This is a genomic window from Deminuibacter soli (assembly GCF_003412455.1).
Classification (GTDB): Bacteria; Bacteroidota; Bacteroidia; order Chitinophagales; family Chitinophagaceae; genus Deminuibacter; species Deminuibacter soli.
In genome coordinates this window covers 144366-166473 of record NZ_QTJU01000007.1, presented here as the reverse complement: position 1 = coordinate 166473, position 22108 = coordinate 144366, and the positions used below count along the sequence as shown (strand labels likewise).

The following is a 22108-nucleotide window of genomic DNA, read 5'->3' as shown; positions in this document are numbered from 1 at the left end:
AGCAATATGAAACACTTGATAGCCTTTCTGTTGCTGGTACCGGCACTTGCGGCTTACAGTCAGCAGGATGCACAATTCAGCCAGTATATGTTTAATGGCCTGTACATTAATCCTGCATATGCAGGGTACCGGCAGCAATGGAATGTAAATGCATTTTACAGAACCCAATGGGTGGGCTATCCCGGTGCGCCCAAAACATTTTCCATCGCAGCCGATGGTACTGCCAACAACAACAGGGTGGGCATTGGCCTGCAATTGATGAACGACAAACTGGGTGCGCAAAATAACACCTCCTTTTACGGAACCTATGCCTACCGCATACCCCTTGATGATTATGATGATAAAACACTGGCGCTTGGCCTAAGCCTTGGCATTTTACAACGGCGGCTGGATTTAAGTGCGCTAAACCCCAACGATCTCAATGACCCGATTTTAATGAATGCCAAAACCAATGAAATACTGCCGGATGCGCGGGCCGGAATTTTTTATAACAGTGAGCGCTTTTACACAGGGCTTTCAGCAGATAACTTAATTACCAACCTGTTTCAAAAAGGAGAAGGCAATAAAACCTACCTTCCGCTTAAACCGCATATGTATTTTACAGTGGGCGGCTTAATACCCATGTCAGAAGTGTTGATGCTAAAGCCTTCATTGCTTGTAAAAGAAGACTTTGCAGGCCCCACCAGTCTCGACCTCAATGCTTTTGTATTAATCAACCGCATTATATGGGTAGGAGCTTCTTACCGTACAGCCATCCTTAACAAAGACAATATTGATAAATCGCTGGAGAAGTCTGCCGCAGTAGTTGGCATGGTAGAATTGTTTATCAATGACAAACTCCGCTTTGGTTATGCCTATGATCAAACCATCAATGGAACAGCGGCTAACAATTATACCACGCACGAACTGTCATTGAGTTTTTTCTTTGTGAACGCCAAAGCCAGAATGTTATCACCGAGGTATTTTTAAGAACAGCTAAGCAAGCCGGCTGTACAATAGCCGGGGCTTTTCAAACCTGATAAAATGGACAGAAAACCATACCTTCTTTACTTGCTGCTTGCTTTTGCAGCTTTGCTGCCAGCTTCGCAACTGCATGCGCAGTATGTGCTGCGGCAGGCACAAACGCAGGCCACACTTTATCATTACCCTGCGGCCAAAACGCTGTATACAAAAGCTTACAACAAAAAACACTCGCTCCAGGCAGCAAAAAGTCTTGCAGAAATTTACAGCGAGGTGAAAGATTATCCAAATGCGGAATTCTGGTATGCCAGGGTGGTGTCTATCCCGGGTCACTCCCCTGCTGATGAATTGCATTATGCAGAAGCACTGATCAATAACAACAAATATACCGAAGCACGGCAATTGCTGCAACAATACCTTACAAACAACAATGGCGACCAGCAGGCAACTATCCTGCTGGCCGGATGCGACTCTGCGGTGTTGTGGCTGAAACAGCCAATAGCAGGCAACCTGGAAAACATGCAGGCTTTAAACACGGCTTATTCAGATTGGGGCACCATGTTATACAAAGGCCAGTTGATTTTTGCGTCTGACCGGCCTTATGATTCTTTGCGGCGCCAGCCTTTTTTCAGTAACAGCACCATTAAACGTAAAACGTACAGCTTAACAGGCAACAGCTACCTGCATCTTTACCAGGGAAACGGAACAGACAGCAATAACACAAGACTTCTAGGCAGGGATATCAACGGAGACTTTCACAGTGCCAATGCTTCATTTACAGCAAACGGGCTGCAAATGTATTATGCAGTAACCAATCTTGAAAAAAAGAAAAGCAGTTTCCTCGGCAAAGAACTGCCCTATACACTCCATATCGAAATTTTCAGCAGCAGCTGGGATACAGCCCGGCAGCGATGGACAAAAAAAACCGCCTTTCCCTATAACCAGGTATTTCATTATTCCCTGGGCGATCCATGCATAAGCCCCGATGGTCAAACCATCTATTTTACTGCAACATCGGGAGAAGGGCACCTGGGCGGTGCAGATATTTACTATAGCAAAAAAGATAAAGCAGGGAAATGGTCAACACCGGTTAATCTCGGTGCTGACATTAACACCAGGTATAATGAACGCACACCGTTTATAGACGAAGAAGGACAGCTGTATTTTGCCAGTGATGGCCGTGCCGGCATGGGCGGGCTGGATATTTACAAAGCTGTTGCACTCTCCCCCGGGCGATGGACGGTAACCAATATGAAAACCCCGGTAAACAGTCCGCAGGATGATTTTGCGCCCTATGCAGAAAATGCGCAAACCTTTTATTTTTCCAGCAATCGTATAACCGGGAAAGGCAGTGATGACATCTACCTTTTTAGCATAAAACCCAACATGCTTTCTGTTTTTAATCTCGAAGGAAATGTGCGTGACGAAAAAACAGGACTGCCCATCCCCGGTGCCGAAGTAACATTGCTTAACCAGCAAAACACCCTACCTGCAAAAGTTCAAACCGATAACCAGGGATTTTATTCATTCAAACTGGATAGTGCTGCAAACTATGAACTGGGCGCAAACAAAACCGCCTATAATGCTGCAACGGGCATTGCCATTACTACAAAAGGGCTCACAGGTTCCCAAACATTGCGAAAGGATATAGTACTTTCCCGGCCTGAGCCTGAGCCTTCAAAACCGGTAAAATTGGCCAATATCTATTTCGACCTTGATAAATGGACTATACGCCCCGATGCCGCGCGGGAACTGGACAGCCTCGTTACATTATTGCAGCGCAATGCAGACTGGATAGTAGAAATGAGTTCACACACCGATTCCCGTGCCAGCGACAGCTACAATATGACCCTCTCGCAGAAAAGAGCCGAGGCTACCATGCAATACCTGGTAAGGCATGGCATTGCACGCGCGCGGCTAACGGCTAAAGGCTACGGAGAAACAAAATTGGTTAACCGTTGCAGCAATGGTGTTATTTGCTCAGAAGCAGAACACCAGCAAAACCGGAGAACGGAATTTACAGTCATACTTCGATAAATGCCAGCATTTTATTTAATAATCTCCCAAGCCCCACTCTTTTTATCTCTTCGGGTGTAGAAGTTTATTTGTGTGAAAATTGCCATAGTTGTATCATTCCTGGCAGCTTGCAACTCTGTCAATTCAGGCAAGGAAGAGGAATTTGTAAGAACAAATGAAGAGGCAAAACATCATACACTTAAATCCTACTCCATTCTAAAACGAGTAAAAGAGGAACATTCAACACTTCTCGTTTATCAGGCAGAAGTGGAAGATGAACAAAAACATAACCTGTTGTTGACCGATTCACTTGTTTTCAATATTACCGGCGACGGCATTGCAACGTTTTCAGTTGACCGTACCGCAAAGAAAGCATCGCTAATAGATTCTACCATCAATAAGACAGATACATTCCATAAATGGTTACATTACTGTTATTGCTTCAGTAATCGTTCTGCCGTTTTATACGCGATCATCTCTTTTTCATCCTGGCTGATGGGTGCATTCTTCAGAAATGCAACGGCCTTACCATTGTCCTCGATGTATGGATAATCCACCGAATAAAGAATCCTTTCAATTCCTATAGTATCCATAACATACTTTAATTGCGGGTAAGAAAACATGCCGCTCGGGGTAACATACACATGCGCCCTAAAATATTCAGAAATATTTTTCTCTAATTTGGTAAGGCTCTTAGGCATACTCATATCAAGCCTTTCCAAAAAGAAAGGAACCATTTCACCCCAATGTCCCGCGATAAGCTGCAGGTTGGGATATTTATCGAAAATCCCGGATAATATCATACGAATCACCTGGATGCCGGCTTCCGCATGCCATCCCCAACCGTATAAGGAAAAGGCAGTTTCCACGAGGGGACTAAAGCCGGAATAATAGTCTTTTTGAATATTTAAACCAGGAAATCCCGGATGTATGTATATTGGTACATTCAGCCGGGCGGCCGTTTCCAACACTGGCCAGTAGCGCTTATCATCCAGAAAAATGGCCTCTGCAGATGGACGACCTGTGATGAGTGCTCCATTAAGGCCTAAACCGGTAATGGCGCGTTCCAATTCATCCGCCGCTGCTTCCGGAGCAGACCAGGGAAGCGTTGCAAAGGCTCCAAAACGGTCAGGATACGCTTTTATGGCAGCAGCCAACCGATCATTGGCATCTTGTGTAAGTGGAATTGCCTCCTTGCCCGGCAGCAGCTGTGGCTGGTTGGAATAGGATATAATTTGCATGGTTATGCCATTTGCATCCATATCCGCAAGGCGCCGTTCTCCCAGGTCGTCAAGCGCACCCAACTTGGGCACGGCCGTCATTCCTGGCGCGTTCATGTGCTTTATATTGGGAAATGTTTCCCCGATATACCTGGCACTGGCAGCAGCGATTGCTTTGTCACTGGCATGCTCTTCAAATGTTATTATTTTCATTTGTTCCGTGTTTATTGGCAAGCTTATTTATTTAGCAAGGCGCTGGTGAGGATTTCTGAGAACGGTTGCGGGTCAAAGGCATAACCCAGGTGTCCGCCGGGAACCGAAAGGATACTAAGGCCAAGATCCTTACTAAGATTCAAATTTGCGAAAGTGGTAAAATAGCTTTCAGAATCCAGTCCGTTGGCCAGCAATAATTTATTCTTGTATGGTTTAAAATCGGTCGTTGTCCACTTTGTATAAGGATATACCGGCAGCTCGTGGTCGAACCAGTATTTGGAATTTTTCGCCGCCTGGCTGTTGGGGTCGAGATCCTTATTTTGCATGGCCGCAGCGTCCTTCTCGTCAATGTTACCACTTACAAATTCGATCATGGCAGCCTTCATTCCTTCCGTCTCGTAGGTTTTATGAACCTGTCGGAAGAAGTCGCCCCAATTTCCCTTGTTCCCGAAAAGCTCGATAGCGGGAGGCTCGTGCGATACCAGCAGTTCTATTTTGTCAGCATGTGTAAGCAGCGTTTTCAGCGCAACAATAGCGCCGGAACTGCTTCCCAAAACATAGGCTTTCCCGTCATCTGATAGATGGGCAATAAGCGCGGCAACATCATCGGCATCATCTGAAAGGCGATCCTTGAAATCGTAACCGTCATTGAGCGTGCTGTGCGAAAATCCCCGGCGATCGTAAGTTACCACCCGGAAATTTTTGCTGAGAAATGCACGGATGGGGGCAAATATCACGGCGTCACCATTTGCTCCCGGTATAAGAATCAGTGTAGGGCCCTGTCCTTTCACTTCGTAATACAGACTAGCATCAGGGACTATCAGGTACCCATTGCTATCATAGGTCATTGCTTGTGTATCCATATTATATATTTCTTAAGAATTGATGCTTGTTCCAGTATTCGTTATTTGAATAACAATGTCTGGTCTCTTGCCTTTGTTATGGCACAACTGCTATTTTTTGCTTTACAAGGCACATTTCGCACTTGCAAGCGCTTTGTATTAACGACAATTTATTTTGCAATTGGTTCATTTTTTTGTTAGTGGATATGCCGGTCCGGATATGGCTATTGGCCGCTCTTCCTTGTAAAATAGTCCCAGGGAGTTGCCAAACGGCATTTAGCGTAGTCATCAGGCAGATACGAAAGCCCCTTCCCTGTAAGCACGCAGGTATTCGTTGTACATATCCTTTATGCGTGATGCATAGTTGCGGGCATAACTGACTATAGCATCCTGCCAACCTTCCGTTTTACCAAAAGCCATCAGATCATCGATAATCGAAGAGCCCTGTATTCCGCCGCTGCGTAATTGCGCAGACGCGGTAAGCATGCCCATGTTATCAATAACAACATACATATCACGGTAATTTTCTCTCAGCAATTTGACTTCAATGGTATCCTTTACAGGCTGCAGCTCCTGCAGTACGTAAGATTCACCTTCAAATGTTGTGGTGCTTAGCAGGGATGCGCATACATTTTGCATACGTTGTTGCACCGCGATTATGCGAGCCGCCTCTGTTTCCCATTGCAGCTGCTGAACAGGCACATTCGGTTGAACGCACGATGGCCTGGCTTGTTTCATATCCAGGAAAAGATAGCGGCTTTTTGTATTGGTACTCTTGAGTAGTAACAGATAGCGCTTTACCCCGATGCTGCCGGTACCTGCCAGGCGGAACACGCTGCCTATTACTTCGAAGTTATATGGCCCTTCATTGCTGGTTTTAATCCATTCATTGATGTGATCCTTTAACTTTTTACGCAACTGTTTGTCCAGTTTAAAATGCCTTTCATCGGCAAGCGATAACAATAACCTTTTCTTTTTTTTGACGGTACGTTTGCGGATAACATCTCTTACTGTACGTTTGGCAGCACGGGTTAAAAAATCGCATACAATGCCGTCAGCCGTTCTCGGATCCAGGCTTATGGCCTTGCCGTGCGCCAGCGTTTGGGCATAAGACCGCACATATAACTGCGCCATGTTTTCCGCCTTAACCGGCTCAATGTTGAGGGTATCAAAGGCTACAAAAATGCTGGTTACCATGCGTACAACCTCCCAGGTAGCCGGTGCCAGCACGCTTTCATCAAAGTCGTTAAGGTCAAAGTATACCAGCTTATTATCCCCTTTGTAGCTACCGAAGTTTTCCATGTGCAAATCACCACAAACCCAGGTAAGCGGTGCCAGCGGCAGCGGGCTGCTATTAGCCAGGTCTTCATAAAATAAATGGCAGGTGCCGCGTAAAAAGCGAAATGGGGATTGGGCCATTGCCTCATACTTTAATTGCACCATGTCAGGCAATAACGGCCCGTTGAATTTTTTTAATCGTTGTATAAGATCAGTCATACCTTAAAGCGGCTAAAATCGTTCCGTTCCACAGTTTGGCCGGCCTTGAATTATGCCGCAGGAAATATTGGATTTTTTTACCCACAATGCCAGACGCTGACAGCTTCGATGAAAAATGTCAGTTAATATGTGATATGTACATATATGGTGCGCAACTTAAAACCAACTTTGCCCTGTTCATCGCATAAGCTGCATAAGCCGGCGACTTGGACATATTAAATATTAAGCAGACAATATGATGAAAGTTTTAATTTTCGGTGTTGTGTTATTAGCAGCTGCCAACCCATGCAGTTCCTACGCGCAAAATATTAACCAGATTATCAACACCGACGCGGTTGAAAAAATTGAACGCGCACTCTCAGCTGACGATATGCAGGGACGTAAGCCCGGAACGCCTGGAGGTGAAAAGGCCGCTACATTTATTGCAGGGGAATTTAAAAGGGCCGGACTGAAATCCTTATATGGCGATAGCAGCTATCTTCAACGTTTTTCTATGCTCAATGCAAAGCCTGCCGGGGTAAAAATTGTTTGGGGAGATGGCTCACTTGATGCAGACAAAGTAATAGCCTTCAGCGGCCGGCCAGAAATTGACCTTACCGAAAAATCGGGCTACGCGATTAAGAAACTTAAATCATATGCTGAACTGCGTGGCTTTATCGATAGTATTTCTCTTATAACTAAAAATACATTGATACTAGTTGATTCTTCGCTCGCCGGGATTTTCCCCAGAATCCGGCGGTTTGGTAGTCTGCGTTTTAAAAATGGCAACAACCACTCTTCCGTATTGGTACTGGCCCAGCAGTTGCCTGAAAAGTTTACTATCCATATTAAACAAACAATTACTGAACCGGTATTAACAAACGTAGTAGGCATTATTCCGGGTACGGTGAAAAAAAATGAATATGTTATATTTTCAGGCCACTACGATCATTTGGGCATCGCTGATAAACCTGAAAATGGCGATTCGATTTATAATGGTGCTAACGACGACGCAGCTGGCGTTACAGGGGTAATCATGCTGGCACGTTATTTCAAAGCGTTCCATAACAATGAACGCACCCTGGTTTTTGTTGCATTTACGGCAGAAGAAGTGGGTTGTTATGGTTCTCAATATTTCTCCAACCAGTTTGCCAGCCCCAACGATGTCACCGCAATGCTTAATATTGAGATGATCGGTACAGAATCAAAATGGGGAAAGAATACTGCCTATATTACGGGTTATGACAAGACCGACATGGGTAAAATATTGGAGAAAAACCTGGCTGGCAGTGATTTTAATTTCTATGCCGACCCCTATCCAGATCAGCAACTGTTTTATCGTTCTGATAATGCAACTTTAGCTCGTCTTGGTGTGCCGGCCCATACTATTTCCACCTCAAAAATGGATCATGAACCCAATTATCACAAGGTAAGTGACGAACTTAACACTTTGGATGTGGCCAATATGTCAGAAATTATTAAAGCCATTGCTATCAGCGCAACTTCAATTGTACAGGGAATTGACAAGCCTTCGCGGGTTAACGCTGGTGCTTTACATAAGTAAAACCTGACCGTGTTATTGAAAAAATATTGACGTTCGTTTTCCATCAGTTGTAGCCATATCGAAAACCCCGTGTAAAAAATAACCGCTTTCATTTGGAAGCGGTTTTTATACCTGGTCAGTCCTGCAGGCAAACTTCTTTATCAACACCATTTTATTGTTTATCCCTGCTGGATCAGCGCCAGCGCTTTCTTGGCACCCAGCCTGCTGCCCGGTTTAAATTCTTTCCCCTCCAGCTTATTGTAATCCGCGAAAAAAGCTTCCAGGTCCTTTAGAATAGGCCCTGGCAGCTCATCTACCTCTTTTATATTTTGGAAAATGTTGGAGTATTTAGGTATGGCGATAAAGCGATCATTGCGGATCAGCTTTTTACTGTTCTTGCCTGCAGACTGCTCTCCGGTGATGGCCCCCACTACCCGGCATTTGATAATCACACCCGGGAAACTGTTGAACTCAGAAATTACAATCACATCCAGCGGGTCGCCATCTTCCCCCTTTGTTTCTGGTATAAAGCCAAAGTCGTAGGGAAATACCATACCCGATGGCAGGATCTTGCTCATCCTGAAAAACCGCGTCAGCGGGTCATAGTCGTATTTCTGGGCACTGGACTTAGGTGTTTCAATTACTACGTCTACGTATTCCATAGATATTCATTTTTTGTTGATGTCATCATTTTCTGTCGTTGTTATGTCAACGGGTTAGCTGTGATCAGTGATGATACTTAATGTACCATCCCGCTCTATATAAATTTTCTGCACTTTGTCAAAACTATCCTGGTGCAGCTGCTTGCGTACTGCCTCCTGCATATCCTGCAGGCTGATTTGTACCTTTTTCATATTGGCTTTTACTGGCTGGCCACCTTCGAACAACAGCGCAGGTTCACTTTTGACCAGCCTGCTGAATGCAGAGGGCTGTAAGGTTAGCATGCCGATCACCCGGTGCAGTACCACCATCACCAGCGAAGCCGCCACCGTGGGCACAAAACCAGATGCCCCCACCACCGCGCGGCTCAATACTGCGCCCAGCATAATCGTGACCACATTGTCAAAGCTGGAACGTTTGCCGAAAGCACGGATGCCTGCCACACGAATCAGCAACAGGGCCATACAAAACACCACCAGGCAGCGCATGCTCATTTGCAGGGCATTCAAGTCTTTGCCCTCCCCAAAGAGTTGATAAAATAAATTCATATCGCAGGTTAATGTTACCGGTTCTTACCTCAAATAAACTGCCAGCTATCAGGCTGGTACAGATTTAGGAGGCTTTATTGGTAAAGGCATGGCATGTATTCTTTGGATAAGATAAATAGGATCAAAACCTATCTCACTAATGCGCATCAAACCATTGCTGTGGCGGAAAGCGTGACTTCCGGGCATTTACAGGCCGCTTTCTCGCAAGCGGAAGGTGCAGCCCTTTTCTACCAGGGTGGGATAACTGTGTACAATTTGGGACAAAAGGCCCGGCACCTGATGATAGAACCCATAGAGGCGGAAGCCTGCAATTGCGTCTCTGAAAATGTCGCCATCCAGATGGCCTTGCAGGTAGCGCATAATTTCACTGCTTCCTATGGTATTGGCATTACCGGCTATGCCGCTACCATGCCGGAGAAAGGCGTGAACGAACTATATGCCTATTACGCCATTTGCCAGGGGCTTACCATCCTGCGCAAGGGAAGGATTGATACGACGGAAACAGACGCCCTGCAAGTACAGCTGTTTTATACCGACCAGGTACTCGATAAATTATTACAGGGCCTGCAGGCAGTAAACAACGCCATATGAAAACCAATAAGTCACAACACAAAGGTCTCCGGCATTTTTTTAAGATATTAGGCCCGGGCCTGGTCACCGGCGCAGGTGATGATGATCCGTCCGGCATTGCCACCTATTCCCAGGCCGGGGCCCAGTTTGGGCTAGCCACGCTCTGGACCGCGCTCATCACCTTTCCCCTCATGGCCTCCATACAGGGTATGTGCGCGCGCATTGGCCTGGTCACCTGCGAAGGGCTCACCCATACCTTAAAGCACAACTACTCCAAGTTTATCTTATACCTCATGTTGGTGTTCTCGGTGCCGGCGACGGTGCTCAATATCGGCTCTGACATTGCCGGTATGGGCGCAGTCTCCCACCTTCTGCTGCCCAAGGTTCCAGCCTACCTGTTTTGTATTGTGATCACCGCGCTACTCATGTTTGCCATCGTTCAGTTTCCTTACCAGAAGATCTCTTCCATCTTAAAATGGCTATGCCTTAGTATGCTGCTCTATATCATAGTACCCTTCCTGATCAAACCGGATTGGGGTTCGGTTTTGCGCAATACGTTTGTACCAACCATTCATTTTGATAAAGACTTTATTCAAACACTGGTAGCCATCCTCGGCACCACGATCTCTCCTTACCTGTTTTTTTGGCAAACCACCATGGAGGCCGAAGACCAGCAGCACAAACCGCGTAAGCTCGTGGTAAGCCGCCGTGTGCTTTCCGATATGAAGCAGGATGTGAATACCGGTATGTTTGCTTCCAACCTGGTCATGTTTTTTATCATTCTTACCACCGGTGTGGTACTGCATGGCCATATCAAGCAGATTGATACCGTAGAACAAGCAGCCAAGGCACTGGAGCCGCTGGCGGGTAAAATGTCCTATGCCCTCTTTGCGGTGGGTGTGCTGGGCACAGGCTTTCTCGCCATCCCGATTCTGGCGGGTTCGCTCTCCTACATCGTCAGTGAAACCTTTGGCTGGAGCCAGGGCCTGGATAAAAAATACTATGAGGCCAAAGGCTTTTATGCCATCATACTCCTATCACTCGGTGTTGGGCTGGCAATCAACTTTGTGGGCCTGAGCCCCATGAAGGCACTCGTGTACACAGCCATCCTCTATGGTGTAACGGCGCCGGTGATGATTGCAGTCATCCTGCATATCTGCAATAACCCGAAGATCATGCAAAAGCATACCAATGGAACACTCAGCAATATACTGGGCTTTACCACGCTGGTGGTTATGACAGCGGCCGCGGTCACTTTGATTTATTTCCAGGTGAAAGGAAAATAACGGGGACAGCCCGGATTGTTATGGTATACAGATTGCAGGCATTTTGAAGGCTTACTGATTCCTAATTATAAATTCACCTATTATGGCTAAGTATTCTAAACATGCAGGCGAAAAGGTTGAAAAAGCAATGCATGAAAAAAAATCCGGTTCGCTCAAAAGCGGCAGCGGTAAAAAAGTAACCAGCCGCAAACAAGCCATTGCCATTGGTTTATCTGAAGCGCGCAAAGAAGGCGCAAAGGCACCGAAGAAGGCAGCTGCGAAAAAGGCGGCAACCAAAAAGGCAGCAACCAGGAAAGCAGCGGCAAAAAAGGCAGCTCCGAAAAAAGCGGCCGCTAAGAAGGCTGCTCCGAAAAAGGCGGCCAAAAAGGCTGCCCATAAAAAAGCAGCGCCTAAAAAGGCGGCTGCAAAGAAGGCTACCAGTAAAAAAGCGGCTGCAAAAAAATAAGCCGGACGTACATCGGTAAATAAGCAACAGGCCGGTTGTTTGTCGCAACCGGCCTTGTTATGCAGGCGGGTTTTATTTTATCCGTTCACGACCTCTCCACCGTTCACATGTATCACCTGGCCTGTAATAAACGAAGCGTCATCTGACGCCAGGAATACATAGGCAGGTGCCAGCTCTGAAGGCTGGCCTGCCCGTTCCATCGCGGTTTCTTTGCCAAAGGATTTTACTTTCTCTTCATCAAAGGTGGAAACGATCAGCGGCGTCCATACCGGCCCCGGCGCTACCGCGTTTACGCGGATCTTTTGCTTGGCCAGGTTAGTAGCCAGTGACCGGGTAAATGAAGTGATGGCGCCCTTTGTAGATGAATAATCTATCAGCCCGGGTGAAGAACGGTAAGCCGTTACAGAGGTGGTATTAATAATGCTATCACCTTCCCGCAGGTGCTCCAGCGCAGCTTTGGCAAAATAGAAGTACGCAAAGATGTTGGTCTCATACGTTTCTGCCAGTTGCTGGTCGCTGATGCTGCGCAGGTCTTTTTGCGGTATCTGCATACCCGCGTTATTGACCAAAATGTTTAAGCCACCAAGTTCAGCCACGGTCTGTTCTACGGCCTGCCGGCAAAAGCCACTGTCTTTTACATCGCCTGGTAGCAGCAAGCAGCGTTTACCCGCCGCCTCCACAGCCTGCCTGGTTTCTTCGGCGTCCTGGTCTTCGTTAAAATATACAATCGCCACATCAGCGCCTTCTTTTGCATAGTGTACGGCTACCGCGCGGCCAATGCCGCTATCGCCACCGGTGATCAGCGCTACCTTGCCGGTCAGTTTGCCGGAAGGCTTGTAGCCTGCTTTGATGTATTCCGGTTTGGGTGTCATATCAAACTCAGTACCTGGTTGGTGGTCCTGTGTCTTGGCTTGTTTTTCAATTGTTGCCTGGTCCATATAATAGGTTTTAAATGGTGTGCACATGCGGCTACGCTTGTTCCTTTCATACTGTTCTACTTTCATGCCCCTGGGTTTGTTCCAGATGTGTGGAAAAAGCGTTCTTTAATTCCTCAGACATTGCTGTCTTTGCGAGTTTGGGGATCGTTTTTACCAGTTTCTTTCCTGCCCGGCAAATGCCTTTTATTTCATCAACGAAGCGTTCACGCAACGCGGGTTCTGTTTCGCCTTCGGGCGTAGAATCATTTGCCGAAGCGGGTTTGCGGGTGGTTAATCTGGCGGTGCGTGTCGTGCTGCCGTTACTTTTTTGGGTGATGCAGTTTCGCCGGCGGTCTTTTTCAGGGTTACAGCAGGCATTATTAATAGGTTTTATACTGATATAAGCTATAAAAGCATGCCAGTAGTATAATGGCCTGCAAATACCCCGCTGGCCCGAATTTAGATTGTAGTAACGGGTATAAAACCCATCTCCATGAATTTACTCAAATCACTGGCCAGTGGCCTTGCCGGCGCTGCCGCACTTACCATTGCCCATCAATTACTAAAAGACAATGTAGATGATGCCCCACGCATGGACAAGCTTGGCAAGCAAGCCCTGAAGCACAGCCTTACCAAGGCAGGCATTACACTGCCTTCCCGCGTAAACCTGCGCCGCTACACGTTTGCAGGCGATATTATAGCCAACACGTTGTATTATAGCCTGGTGGGACTGGCGCCCAAGGCCAGTGTGACAACCGGCATTGCACTAGGTGTTTCGGCAGGTGTGGGTGCGGTGGCGCTGCCGGAGCCACTCGGCCTAAATCCTGCCTTTGCGGGGAAGTCAGACAAAACAAAGCTACTCACCATTGGCCTTTATACCCTGGGCGGCATTGTAGCAGGGGCGGTGGCCTGCGTGCTGAAGGACAAGGAATAAACGAAAAATTTATTCCGTTTTGGTCGGATCTATCACCCCTGCACCAAATTCTTCGTTCAATACCTTATACATCGGTGTTGGCTCTACAGTGATGATCAGCTCCAGCGTAGGCCCTACAATCAGCTGCAGCAGGTGGCCGCCGTGTGTAAGACCATCCTCTGTCGCCACGTTTACATGCGAATGCGCTACAGGCTTGCCGCCGAATACGGCTACATCACCCACCAGCGAAGTAACTTCCGAAGGCTCGGGTATGGGGATCACCTTAAACATCTTCCGGCTCTTATCATACCAGCCTACCTTAGCAGAAGTGGCATCGCCAATGGCCGTATAATGCGCGCTCTTCACGTTATACTTTTGGGCAAACTCCGTGAGCCCGGATACCACTTCATCGCCCGTGGAAAAGATCAGCGCATAGGTCTTTGTTTCACCCACCGTGCTTAACAGTTTTACTTTTACACCCGGTGATTTACCGGTTTCTGCAGGCTTTACCGGCGAAACGTAATCTTGCGCAAACAAGCGCGTGCAAAGGCCCAGCAGCAGTGCCGCCATGGATAGTATTTTCATAAAGATGATTTAGTCATGCGTTTGTTAGCTGGCATATTTTACCAGCTGCGCCACCATCTTTTCAGCGGTGGAGGCGTAGTCCGCTTCGTATTTTTTTAAGCATTCTTCTTTGGTTGTAGCGGCGTCTTTTTTCTGGCCTTCCCACAGTACTGACAGCGACGTGTAAGAAGGCAACACCAGGCCGATGCTGGTGAAGAAATTGGCCACACTGCCGATGATATGCTCCGCGCCATCGGAATCACCGGTGATGATCACGCCACCGACCTTATTCGCCAGCCGGGATTCTTTGCCGGCCAGGATCTCATCGTGCACGGCATCCAGGCGCTCGATCACTTTTTGAATTTCAGAAGAGTGTGTACCCCACCAGATCGGTGTGGCAAGAATGATAATGGAAGCCTGCTCCAGCTTTTGCAGGATGGCCGGCCAGGCATCACCTGCCCCCATGTCCATAGCCGTGCCGGGCAGGATGTTTTCGTTTACCAGTTTGATCACTTCACAATCCAGGCCCTTCGTTTTTGCCTTGTTCACGAAAAACTCCGTTAATATTTCCGTATTGGATTGCCCGCTTTTTTTGAGTGTACCCAGTAGAATAACTGCTTTCATATGGCTTGTTTAATGTGATAACAGACGTTGGTGCAACCGCGTCCGCAGTAAATCGAGTAACCATTCATGTGCCAATTCACTGTTGCGTCGTTATTTTAAGGGGCGCTTCCTGATTGCTCATGGGGTTCGCACCGGGCAGGCTTTTCAGCCTGGATGGGGATATTCGCTGTTACATTTTTCCACAGTGCTTTTATTAGCCCCGGCTTTTGCCACCCTGCTACCCGAACAGTTTGGCGGTGCCAATGGCGAGCTGGCAGCGGCCCCGGGCTGCTTTGGCCTACTGAAACAGCTGCGGCACGTTAACACAGCATTATCTTTTTGCTAACGCCGCTTTTATGGCAACAAAGTTGACCTGCATAGTTTTAGCTATTTAAACGAGACTATGATGGGTTTACTGTTGCTGGTTATTATCCTTGGGTGGGCATTTGATGTGATCAATGGGTTTCATGACGCGGCTAATGCCATCGCCACAATTGTTACCACACGTGTGCTTACGCCTGCACAGGCAGTGATTTGGGCAGCCTTCTTCAATTTTATTGCATACTTGTTTTTTGGTTTGCACGTGGCAGATACCATTGCGAAGGGCATTGTGCGCACTGAATTTGTGACCCTTCCGGTAATTCTGAGCGGATTGGTCGCTGCTATTGCCTGGAACCTCGTCACCTGGCGGCTGGGTATTCCCTCCAGTTCATCCCACACGCTCATGGGTGGCTTTGTGGGGGCCGCCATTGCGCACGCCGGATGGCATGCGGTTATTTATTCCGAGGTATTTAAAATCATCGCGTTTATCGTGCTTGCACCACTTATCGGGATGATTGTTTCCATGATTTTCTCTTTCACATTGCTGAATCTCTTAAAAAATTCCCGGCCTTCAAAAACACACCAGCTTTTCAGGCGGCTGCAACTGTTTTCCGCCGCAGCCTACAGCCTGGGGCATGGAACAAATGATGCGCAAAAAAACATGGGTATCATTTTCGTCGCATTAATCAGCACCAAACAGCTGCCTGCCAATGCAACGATCCCGCTTTGGGTGGTACTAAGCTGCCACGGTGCCATGGCAATAGGCACCTTGCTGGGCGGCTGGCGTATCGTTAAAACAATGGGTTCCCGCATTACCCATCTCACACCTTTTGAGGGCTTCTCTGCAGAAACAGCCGGTGCCATCACCCTTTTCGGCACCAGTGCGCTGGGCATACCTGTAAGCACCACGCACACCATTGCAGGGGCAATTATGGGCGCAGGCATCACAAAGCGCCTGTCTGCAGTGCGCTGGGGTGTCTCCACCAATATGGTTGCCTCATGGATCATTACAATACCCATTACCGCTGTCGTGGCCTGTGGCATTCAGTGGATCAGCCAGTTCGTATAGATAAAGCCCTACGCCCTTAAATCATGGCGCAAATGTTGACTAAACTATGTAAACCACTATGCCAACAGACATTCATTTTATCATCAATCCTTCGGCAGGAACAGAGGAGCCGGTTGCAGACCTGATCCGGGAAGCTTTCCTCGAAAGTCCTGCATCATTTGACATCAGTATCACCACTTCACCCGAACACCTCCAACGCGCCATAGCAGCCATTAAGGGCACTACGCAACTGGTTGCAGTGTATGGTGGTGACGGCACTGTTATGGAAGCCGCAAAAGCGTTACATAACAGCATTACACCACTGTTTATATTGCCCGGTGGCACAGCCAATGTAATGGCAAAGGAAATCGGCATGCCTGCCACCACAGCAGAAGCACTGGTCTTGCTGGCATCCGGTGATTTTGAGATCAAGGCTGTTGATATGGGTATCATTAATGGATGCCCTTTCCTGATCAGGGTTAATATTGGCATACTGGCAGATATGATTACAGAAACCAGCCCGGAGACAAAAGAACGCTTTGGTCAATGGGCCTATGGATTAACGGCTTTTCGGGAAATGCCGAAGCAGGGCACCACTTTCCAGGTAAACGTGGACGGAGAAAATAGTGCATTAACAGCAGTAGGTTTAACCGTAACCAATGCCGGCAATATCGGCGTGAAGGGCATGTCCTTTCTGCCGGGCATCAGCGTATCTGATGGATGGCTGGACCTGGTTTCGCTTGATGAAAGCAGCATACTGAAGTTGTTGCAGGTTTCAGGCAGCATTTTATTGCAGAAAGAATCACCGCTGCTTCACCACCAAAAACTGCAGCACATAAAGATTACCAGCAGCACACCTATAGATTTTTTGTGTGACGACCAACCCCAACGCGCCAGTGAGCTAAACATCAGTATAGCTCCCGCGTCACTGCACATTGCTTATCCCAAAAACAATGCAGATGAGACGAATTAAAAGTATCTGGTTAATAGTGGTCATCTTTTTCCAGAAGCTCTGGGATCAGGCTTACAGACTTATTGCAGGGATACCGACACTTAAGCACAGCCAAATAACACCCAATTTATTTCTGGGCGGGCAATACAACCTGCGGGGATTAAGCAAACTAAAATCTATCGGAATTACCGGCATCATTAATATGCGCATTCATTCCATTTACACAGAAGCACAATATGAAGGTTTTCATTACCTGCATTTACCTACCGCAGACAATACACCGCCTACGTTACAGGATTTGCTAAAGGGTGCAGCATTTGCCCACCAGGAGATCAGCAATGGCGGTAAAATTTACATTCACTGCCGGCAAGGGCTTGGGCGCGGACCCAGCATGGCCATCGCTTACCTGCTTAAAATGGGGGCCACCTACAACGATGCCCTGGCGCTCGTAAAAAAAGTTCGTACGTTCATTAACCCACGCCCCGCACAGGTTCAACGTTTGAAGGAACTGGAAGCCTGGTTGAAAGAGAATGATGCAACGGTGAAGAATGTGACATCAAAACCGTTATAAACTTTTACAGCTTCTTCACACTTTTCAGAAGTGCCTCCTGGTAGCGGTGATATTTTTTCCCGGCCATCCTAACAGACAGCAGCCATGTCGCCGGCTAAGCCGTACAATGCAATTGCTTTATAGGATGGTTTCAAAACATTTAGATCGGATAGGTGATTTTGTGTTTACAGAACGCCTATCGCCTAATCCTTGAAGATTATCATTTTGTAAAGGCTTTTATTTCCCGAAAAATCAGCTGAACTTTAATAAAAAAATGCCTACTACGCTTGCTATTTTTAACGGTACATGCTTCCCCCCTGACGTTATCAATACTGCCATTAAATCGGTCCAAGGCGCAGATTCCACCTTAATAATGCTTTTCCTGAGTGACGTAAATGTGGAAGGCGTTGGTTATGTTTTCCCCAGTGACATGAATGCGGTTGAAAACCAAAGCGAGCGTTCTGATGTTGTGAACGATAATGACCAGATTATCGCAGACAATATGAAACTCGCAGAAGATATGTGTTTAACAGAAAAGGTCAGATTCGAAATCCGGCGGTTAAAAAAACCAGCAAAAGCGGCTATATATGCATTGCTGAAAGAGGCCGATTTCGTGATAATGGAGCAGTTTGAGCAACCTCCGCGATATGGGGTATCCAATGTTAATTTACATAAATTAATTGACCAATCAGGGGCGAAAATTACCTGGATTAAGAAAGAGTAACTCCCGTTTTTACGCATGAAACCGGCGGTGCGACTGCCAATAATTCGGAGAACCTCTACCGGTGCAGCGAAAAATTGTCAGCGAAAACTGAAAAAAAATCAGCTTTGTTTTGCCTGGTACAAGGTTTGATTTTTTGTGATGTGGTTGATCAACCATATTTAAATACTACTTTATTGTTAACTATTAAAACGCATGTTCTATGTCTATCGTTAAACGCAATGGCAGCATATTCCCTGCGGTGTTCGATGACTTTTTCAGCCACGAACTTTTTAACTGGCGAAACAATAACTTTTCGACCACCAGCACCACCGTTCCTGCCGTTAACATCAAAGAAACATCCGACGCCTTTGAAGTAGAAGTAGCCGCACCAGGCATGGAGAAAAATGATTTTCGTGTTACGCTGGAAGATGATGTGCTAACCATCGCCTCTGAAAAAGAGGCTAACGTGCAGCAGCAGAATGGCAACTATACCCGACGAGAATTTAGCTACCAATCGTTCCAACGCCAGTTTGAACTTCATAAACAGGTAATGGACGAAACTAAGATCACAGCGCATTATGAAAACGGTGTACTGCGTTTGCATATTCCCAAAAAAGAAGAAGCCAAACAAAAGCCTCCACGGATGATTGAAATCCATTAGGGTAATTTATAGAGCTTGCCCAGTGGGCAAGCTCTATCCTGATCACTGGCATTCACGTTATTAAATCAATGGCCATGACTGAAGAAAAATACTTTATCAGGGTTTCTATGAAAGTACAGTCTGCGTTTATTGAAATTGCGCGATTTAGCCTTGGTGCAAATGAAATATATGTGATTGATTTATTCCACGAATTGGAAGGTGATTTTGTCGATGTTGCGCACTACCCTTTGCGGATTGAACTTATTAAGGAGCATGCAATGCGTTATACCATGATTGCCTGCCTGGGCTGCTCATTAACTGAATTTCTTAACAACTCAAAGAAGATTATCAAAGAAACGTTCCGGATTATGAATCTAAGTGTTTAAATCGTAAAAAGAGAGCGTATGAAGCACCTGCTATTTAATTATTTATACCTATCAATCTGGATTCCGGCCAAAAAATGGTTTACGAAAAATTTCCTTGGTAAACGGGATGATGATAATGACCCATTCAATAACCCGTACATTATCTTATGAGAAGTCACTGATCAGCTTATTTATGATTCAATGTGCTGCGGCTATGGATATTATCTTTCATACCGTTCCTTTAATAAATTCATCATGTACACATTAATATCCCATTGGTTGGCTACCGGCATCTTCGTAAAGGGAAGCGCCGGCATATAGGGAGCCGGGCCAAATTCCGGGGTAATGGTTAACAGGGACGCGCCTTGTTTAAGCCGGCCGGCTACAATCTGATCCCACCAATGAAGATGGGCGGCAAGTTCGGTTTGCCATTCAGGGGCACGCGGATCGGATACCTGTGCCGATTCTGCATGGCCCACCCGCGCATGTATGTGAACTGATCTGCTCACCGCCAGCGCGACTGCAGCTGCTTGCTGCTCCAATAAACTCTCCGATACATTACACCAGTGGGAGAAATCAGCCGTGATAACGATAGCCGGGTTTTCGATAAGCAATTGGGCTGCGATATGTGCAGCGAAGAGGGCCTTATTCCGGTGGGTTTCATGAGCAATGATAACGCCGGTGTCATTCGTTACTTTCGTAGCCAGCTCGAATAATTCCCGGTTTTGATCAGCCGTGTAATAATCCTTGCCGGTTTGTGAATCGATTAAGACAGGGTGTAAAGCTGCAAGGTTTTCCAGGTGTGCCTGGAAACTTTCTTTATGAGCAGCGATATCCTGCTCAAATGATTGGTAAAACTGGCCAATTAACAGCAGGTTGTGACGCTGCAGCGCGGTTGTAATAATATCCTTTTCATCCTGCTCAAAAGGAATAGGCGTTTCCACGCCATCAAAGCCAGCTTCTTTAACCATTGCACAAAAAGGATCCCATGGAATATGTTCAGCGCCCCAGCGGGGGCAAAAGAATTTGATCTTCATTATAAATTTCTCTTTTTAAGTGCTTCTACCGCATAGTCCACCGCACGTGCAGTTAAGGCCATGTACGTAAGGGACGGGTTTTGACAACCGCCGGATGTCATGCATGCGCCGTCGGTAACAAAAACATTGGGTGCGCCCCATACCTGGTTATGACCGTTTAGCACGGAAGTCTTCGGATCACGTCCCATCCTTGCAGTGCCCATTTCATGGATGCCGAGGCCAGGCGCCTGCTGTGAATCCAATTGGGTAATGTTTTTAAAACCTGCGCGATCAAGCATTTCCGCGCCTGTTTGCAAAATATCGCGCAGCATTACTATTTCATTCGACCGGAAACTGCAATCAATGTTGAGCAATGGCATGCCCCACTGGTCTTTTTTATCCTGGCTTAAGCTTACCTTATTACCTGCTTCGGGGAGGCATTCTCCCATGCCGGTCATATTCATCTGCCAGGGTCCCGGTTCTGTCAAACTATCTTTAAACGCTTTTCCAATCTGCGGGCTGCCTGATGCATTTCCCTGCGGCCGGTGACTGCTGCAGGCGAAGGCATATCCTCTTAAAAAATCAACTTCTTTTTTATCCGTTAGATTTCTGAACCGGGGTATGTATACGCCGGTAGGCCGGCGACCGTAATAGTAAGTATCTTTAAAGCCCGCATGTTCTCCAAAAATCCTGCCACGGTAGTTATGATCCATCAGGTAGTGCCCCAGGGCGCCGCTGTCATTACCCATGCCATTGGGAAATCTTGAAGAGGTAGAATTTAGCAAGAGTAATGTGGAGTTTAAAGTGCCAGCGTTGACGAAGATGACCTTTGCAAAATACTCAGTTGTTTTGAGCGTACCAGCATCAATCACCCGCACGCCTTTGGCCTTCTGCGTTTGCTCGTCATAGATAATCGAATGCGCAACAGAAAACGGGCGAATGGTCAGGTTGCCGGTAGCCATTGCAGCAGGGAGAGTGGTAGCGTTACTGCTGAAATACCCCCCAAATGGACATCCCCTGAAACACAGGTCCCTGTATTGGCAAGGGCCTCTGCCGTTCAATGCTTTGGAAAGATTGGCTGTTCTGGAGATGATCAGGTTTCTGCCGGGAAAATTGTGTTCAATACTGGCTTTCAGGTGTTTTTCAACCACCGTCATTTCCATCGGAGGTAAAAATTCTCCGTCCGGCACTTGTGGAAGTCCATCACGGTTGCCGCTGATACCAGCAAACTTTTCGACATAACTATACCATGGCGCAATATCCTTGTACCGGATAGGCCAGTCGGTGGCGATACCATCTTTTGCGTTCGCTTCAAAATCAAGATCACTCCAGCGCTGCGTCCACCGGCCCCACAGTAGCGACTTTCCACCAACCTGGTAACCGCGAATCCAGTCAAAGGGTTGGGTTTGGATATAGGGATGTTCGTGATCTTTTACAAAGAAGTGCTGTGTTTCTTCCCTGAACGCATAACAACGCGCCGCAATGGGATTGTCGTTAAAGAGTTTTGCAGACAACTTGCCGCGATGCGGAAATTCCCATGGCGCCATCGTGGCGGTGGGGTAATCTTTGATGTGTTCAACATTTCGCCCACGCTCCAGCACCAATGTTTTCAAGCCTTTTTCGCACAGTTCCTTTGCAGCCCAACCGCCTGAAATACCAGATCCAATTACAATTGCATCGAAGGTATTGCCAGCGGTATCCTGCGCGTTTCTGTTGATAAATGCACTATCATTCATA

At 47.0% G+C, this 22108-nt stretch carries 24 protein-coding genes; 13 read left to right on the top strand and 11 right to left on the bottom strand.

Annotated features, from left to right (window positions below):
- Positions 1–6: 6 nt before the first annotated feature.
- Positions 7–969: a PorP/SprF family type IX secretion system membrane protein gene (locus tag DXN05_RS17865; protein ID WP_116848641.1), complete on the top strand. Its 963-nt coding sequence runs from the start codon at positions 7–9 to the stop codon at positions 967–969.
- 54 nt (positions 970–1023) lie between these two features.
- Positions 1024–2997 carry an OmpA family protein gene (locus DXN05_RS17860; protein WP_116848640.1) on the top strand — a complete coding sequence of 658 codons (1974 nt, stop codon included), beginning with the start codon at positions 1024–1026 and terminating at the stop codon, positions 2995–2997.
- A gap of 413 nt (positions 2998–3410) precedes the next feature.
- On the opposite strand, the gene DXN05_RS17855 is transcribed toward DXN05_RS17860, so the two are convergent.
- The 3 genes from DXN05_RS17855 to DXN05_RS17845 form a co-directional block, all read right to left on the bottom strand.
- Positions 3411–4409, bottom strand: a complete 999-nt coding sequence (locus tag DXN05_RS17855; protein ID WP_211330093.1) for an amidohydrolase family protein — start codon at positions 4407–4409, stop codon at positions 3411–3413.
- A gap of 23 nt (positions 4410–4432) precedes the next feature.
- Positions 4433–5272 carry an alpha/beta hydrolase gene (locus DXN05_RS17850; RefSeq protein ID WP_116848639.1) on the bottom strand — a complete coding sequence of 280 codons (840 nt, stop codon included), beginning with the start codon at positions 5270–5272 and terminating at the stop codon, positions 4433–4435.
- A 267-nt stretch (positions 5273–5539) separates the two neighbouring features.
- Positions 5540–6694, bottom strand: coding sequence for a DUF2252 domain-containing protein (locus tag DXN05_RS17845; protein ID WP_262511512.1), 1155 nt, complete (start codon positions 6692–6694; stop codon positions 5540–5542).
- Positions 6695–6983: 289 nt separating this feature from the next.
- Here DXN05_RS17845 and DXN05_RS17840 point away from each other — a divergent pair, with 289 nt between their 5' ends.
- Positions 6984–8291: a M28 family metallopeptidase gene (locus DXN05_RS17840; protein ID WP_116848637.1), complete on the top strand. Its 1308-nt coding sequence runs from the start codon at positions 6984–6986 to the stop codon at positions 8289–8291.
- 158 nt (positions 8292–8449) lie between these two features.
- Here DXN05_RS17840 and DXN05_RS17835 read toward each other — a convergent pair whose 3' ends face one another.
- On the bottom strand, positions 8450–8932 hold the full coding sequence (locus DXN05_RS17835; RefSeq protein ID WP_116848636.1) for an inorganic diphosphatase: 483 nt from the start codon (positions 8930–8932) through the stop codon (positions 8450–8452).
- A 54-nt stretch (positions 8933–8986) separates the two neighbouring features.
- Positions 8987–9478 carry a DUF421 domain-containing protein gene (locus DXN05_RS17830; protein ID WP_116848635.1) on the bottom strand — a complete coding sequence of 164 codons (492 nt, stop codon included), beginning with the start codon at positions 9476–9478 and terminating at the stop codon, positions 8987–8989.
- Between the two features lie 93 nt (positions 9479–9571).
- Between DXN05_RS17830 and DXN05_RS17825 the strand changes: the two genes are divergently transcribed.
- The 3 genes from DXN05_RS17825 (at position 9572) to DXN05_RS17815 (ending at position 11779) form a co-directional block, all read left to right on the top strand.
- A complete protein-coding gene (locus DXN05_RS17825; protein ID WP_116848634.1) occupies positions 9572–10069 on the top strand; it encodes a CinA family protein in 498 nt (165 codons plus the stop codon).
- Complete coding sequence (locus DXN05_RS17820) at positions 10066–11334, top strand: NRAMP family divalent metal transporter (RefSeq protein ID WP_116848633.1); 1269 nt, start codon at positions 10066–10068, stop codon at positions 11332–11334. Before DXN05_RS17825 ends, DXN05_RS17820 begins: the two co-directional genes overlap by 4 nt.
- A gap of 82 nt (positions 11335–11416) precedes the next feature.
- Positions 11417–11779, top strand: coding sequence for a DUF6496 domain-containing protein (locus DXN05_RS17815; protein ID WP_116848632.1), 363 nt, complete (start codon positions 11417–11419; stop codon positions 11777–11779).
- A gap of 77 nt (positions 11780–11856) precedes the next feature.
- Here DXN05_RS17815 and DXN05_RS17810 read toward each other — a convergent pair whose 3' ends face one another.
- Complete coding sequence (locus DXN05_RS17810) at positions 11857–12783, bottom strand: SDR family oxidoreductase (RefSeq protein WP_245975244.1); 927 nt, start codon at positions 12781–12783, stop codon at positions 11857–11859.
- Positions 12764–12928 (bottom strand): DUF892 family protein, encoded by a 165-nt coding sequence (locus tag DXN05_RS25275; protein WP_158559306.1) that lies wholly within the window; start codon positions 12926–12928, stop codon positions 12764–12766. The genes DXN05_RS17810 and DXN05_RS25275 overlap by 20 nt, the downstream gene beginning before the upstream one ends.
- Before the next feature lie 261 nt (positions 12929–13189).
- On the opposite strand from DXN05_RS25275, the gene DXN05_RS17800 reads away from it, so the two are divergent.
- Positions 13190–13630, top strand: coding sequence for a hypothetical protein (locus DXN05_RS17800; protein ID WP_116848630.1), 441 nt, complete (start codon positions 13190–13192; stop codon positions 13628–13630).
- Positions 13631–13639: 9 nt separating this feature from the next.
- Here DXN05_RS17800 and DXN05_RS17795 read toward each other — a convergent pair whose 3' ends face one another.
- Complete coding sequence (locus DXN05_RS17795) at positions 13640–14194, bottom strand: PPC domain-containing DNA-binding protein (RefSeq protein WP_116848629.1); 555 nt, start codon at positions 14192–14194, stop codon at positions 13640–13642.
- A 24-nt stretch (positions 14195–14218) separates the two neighbouring features.
- Entirely contained in the window at positions 14219–14797 is a 579-nt protein-coding gene (locus DXN05_RS17790) for a flavodoxin family protein (RefSeq protein ID WP_116848628.1), read from the bottom strand.
- A gap of 382 nt (positions 14798–15179) precedes the next feature.
- Between DXN05_RS17790 and DXN05_RS17780 the strand changes: the two genes are divergently transcribed.
- The 6 genes from DXN05_RS17780 (at position 15180) to DXN05_RS17755 (ending at position 19376) form a co-directional block, all read left to right on the top strand.
- The gene (locus tag DXN05_RS17780; RefSeq protein ID WP_211330092.1) at positions 15180–16166 is read left to right on the top strand and encodes an inorganic phosphate transporter; all 987 of its coding nucleotides are present in this window, start codon (positions 15180–15182) and stop codon (positions 16164–16166) included.
- 58 nt (positions 16167–16224) lie between these two features.
- Entirely contained in the window at positions 16225–17118 is an 894-nt protein-coding gene (locus DXN05_RS17775; protein WP_116848625.1) for a diacylglycerol/lipid kinase family protein, read from the top strand.
- Positions 17105–17668, top strand: a complete 564-nt coding sequence (locus DXN05_RS17770; RefSeq protein WP_116848624.1) for a dual specificity protein phosphatase family protein — start codon at positions 17105–17107, stop codon at positions 17666–17668. Before DXN05_RS17775 ends, DXN05_RS17770 begins: the two co-directional genes overlap by 14 nt.
- Positions 17669–17921: 253 nt before the next feature.
- Positions 17922–18371: a hypothetical protein gene (locus DXN05_RS17765; RefSeq protein ID WP_116848623.1), complete on the top strand. Its 450-nt coding sequence runs from the start codon at positions 17922–17924 to the stop codon at positions 18369–18371.
- Positions 18372–18570: 199 nt separating this feature from the next.
- Positions 18571–19011 (top strand): Hsp20/alpha crystallin family protein, encoded by a 441-nt coding sequence (locus DXN05_RS17760; RefSeq protein ID WP_116848622.1) that lies wholly within the window; start codon positions 18571–18573, stop codon positions 19009–19011.
- A 74-nt stretch (positions 19012–19085) separates the two neighbouring features.
- On the top strand, positions 19086–19376 hold the full coding sequence (locus DXN05_RS17755; RefSeq protein ID WP_147313971.1) for a hypothetical protein: 291 nt from the start codon (positions 19086–19088) through the stop codon (positions 19374–19376).
- A 200-nt stretch (positions 19377–19576) separates the two neighbouring features.
- On the opposite strand, the gene DXN05_RS17750 is transcribed toward DXN05_RS17755, so the two are convergent.
- Together DXN05_RS17750 and DXN05_RS17745 are read right to left on the bottom strand one after the other, a co-directional pair.
- Positions 19577–20392, bottom strand: a complete 816-nt coding sequence (locus DXN05_RS17750; RefSeq protein WP_116848620.1) for a sugar phosphate isomerase/epimerase family protein — start codon at positions 20390–20392, stop codon at positions 19577–19579.
- The gene (locus DXN05_RS17745; protein WP_116848619.1) at positions 20392–22107 is read right to left on the bottom strand and encodes a GMC oxidoreductase; all 1716 of its coding nucleotides are present in this window, start codon (positions 22105–22107) and stop codon (positions 20392–20394) included. The genes DXN05_RS17750 and DXN05_RS17745 overlap by 1 nt, the downstream gene beginning before the upstream one ends.
- Between the last annotated feature and the right edge of the window lies 1 nt (position 22108).

Bases quoted from the DNA above. Each gene is read 5' to 3' on its own strand.
- DXN05_RS17865 (WP_116848641.1), top strand. From the start codon at position 7: ATGAAACACTTGATAGCCTTTCTGTTGCTGGTACCGGCACTTGCGGCT.
- DXN05_RS17860 (WP_116848640.1), top strand. From the start codon at position 1,024: ATGGACAGAAAACCATACCTTCTTTACTTGCTGCTTGCTTTTGCAGCT.
- DXN05_RS17855 (WP_211330093.1), bottom strand. From the start codon at position 4,409: ATGAAAATAATAACATTTGAAGAGCATGCCAGTGACAAAGCAATCGCT.
- DXN05_RS17850 (WP_116848639.1), bottom strand. From the start codon at position 5,272: ATGGATACACAAGCAATGACCTATGATAGCAATGGGTACCTGATAGTC.
- DXN05_RS17845 (WP_262511512.1), bottom strand. From the start codon at position 6,694: ATGGTGCAATTAAAGTATGAGGCAATGGCCCAATCCCCATTTCGCTTT.
- DXN05_RS17840 (WP_116848637.1), top strand. From the start codon at position 6,984: ATGATGAAAGTTTTAATTTTCGGTGTTGTGTTATTAGCAGCTGCCAAC.
- DXN05_RS17835 (WP_116848636.1), bottom strand. From the start codon at position 8,932: ATGGAATACGTAGACGTAGTAATTGAAACACCTAAGTCCAGTGCCCAG.
- DXN05_RS17830 (WP_116848635.1), bottom strand. From the start codon at position 9,478: ATGAATTTATTTTATCAACTCTTTGGGGAGGGCAAAGACTTGAATGCC.
- DXN05_RS17825 (WP_116848634.1), top strand. From the start codon at position 9,572: ATGTATTCTTTGGATAAGATAAATAGGATCAAAACCTATCTCACTAAT.
- DXN05_RS17820 (WP_116848633.1), top strand. From the start codon at position 10,066: ATGAAAACCAATAAGTCACAACACAAAGGTCTCCGGCATTTTTTTAAG.
- DXN05_RS17815 (WP_116848632.1), top strand. From the start codon at position 11,417: ATGGCTAAGTATTCTAAACATGCAGGCGAAAAGGTTGAAAAAGCAATG.
- DXN05_RS17810 (WP_245975244.1), bottom strand. From the start codon at position 12,783: ATGAAAGTAGAACAGTATGAAAGGAACAAGCGTAGCCGCATGTGCACA.
- DXN05_RS17800 (WP_116848630.1), top strand. From the start codon at position 13,190: ATGAATTTACTCAAATCACTGGCCAGTGGCCTTGCCGGCGCTGCCGCA.
- DXN05_RS17795 (WP_116848629.1), bottom strand. From the start codon at position 14,194: ATGAAAATACTATCCATGGCGGCACTGCTGCTGGGCCTTTGCACGCGC.
- DXN05_RS17790 (WP_116848628.1), bottom strand. From the start codon at position 14,797: ATGAAAGCAGTTATTCTACTGGGTACACTCAAAAAAAGCGGGCAATCC.
- DXN05_RS17780 (WP_211330092.1), top strand. From the start codon at position 15,180: ATGATGGGTTTACTGTTGCTGGTTATTATCCTTGGGTGGGCATTTGAT.
- DXN05_RS17775 (WP_116848625.1), top strand. From the start codon at position 16,225: ATGCCAACAGACATTCATTTTATCATCAATCCTTCGGCAGGAACAGAG.
- DXN05_RS17770 (WP_116848624.1), top strand. From the start codon at position 17,105: ATGAGACGAATTAAAAGTATCTGGTTAATAGTGGTCATCTTTTTCCAG.
- DXN05_RS17765 (WP_116848623.1), top strand. From the start codon at position 17,922: ATGCCTACTACGCTTGCTATTTTTAACGGTACATGCTTCCCCCCTGAC.
- DXN05_RS17760 (WP_116848622.1), top strand. From the start codon at position 18,571: ATGTCTATCGTTAAACGCAATGGCAGCATATTCCCTGCGGTGTTCGAT.
- DXN05_RS17755 (WP_147313971.1), top strand. From the start codon at position 19,086: ATGACTGAAGAAAAATACTTTATCAGGGTTTCTATGAAAGTACAGTCT.
- DXN05_RS17750 (WP_116848620.1), bottom strand. From the start codon at position 20,392: ATGAAGATCAAATTCTTTTGCCCCCGCTGGGGCGCTGAACATATTCCA.
- DXN05_RS17745 (WP_116848619.1), bottom strand. From the start codon at position 22,107: ATGAATGATAGTGCATTTATCAACAGAAACGCGCAGGATACCGCTGGC.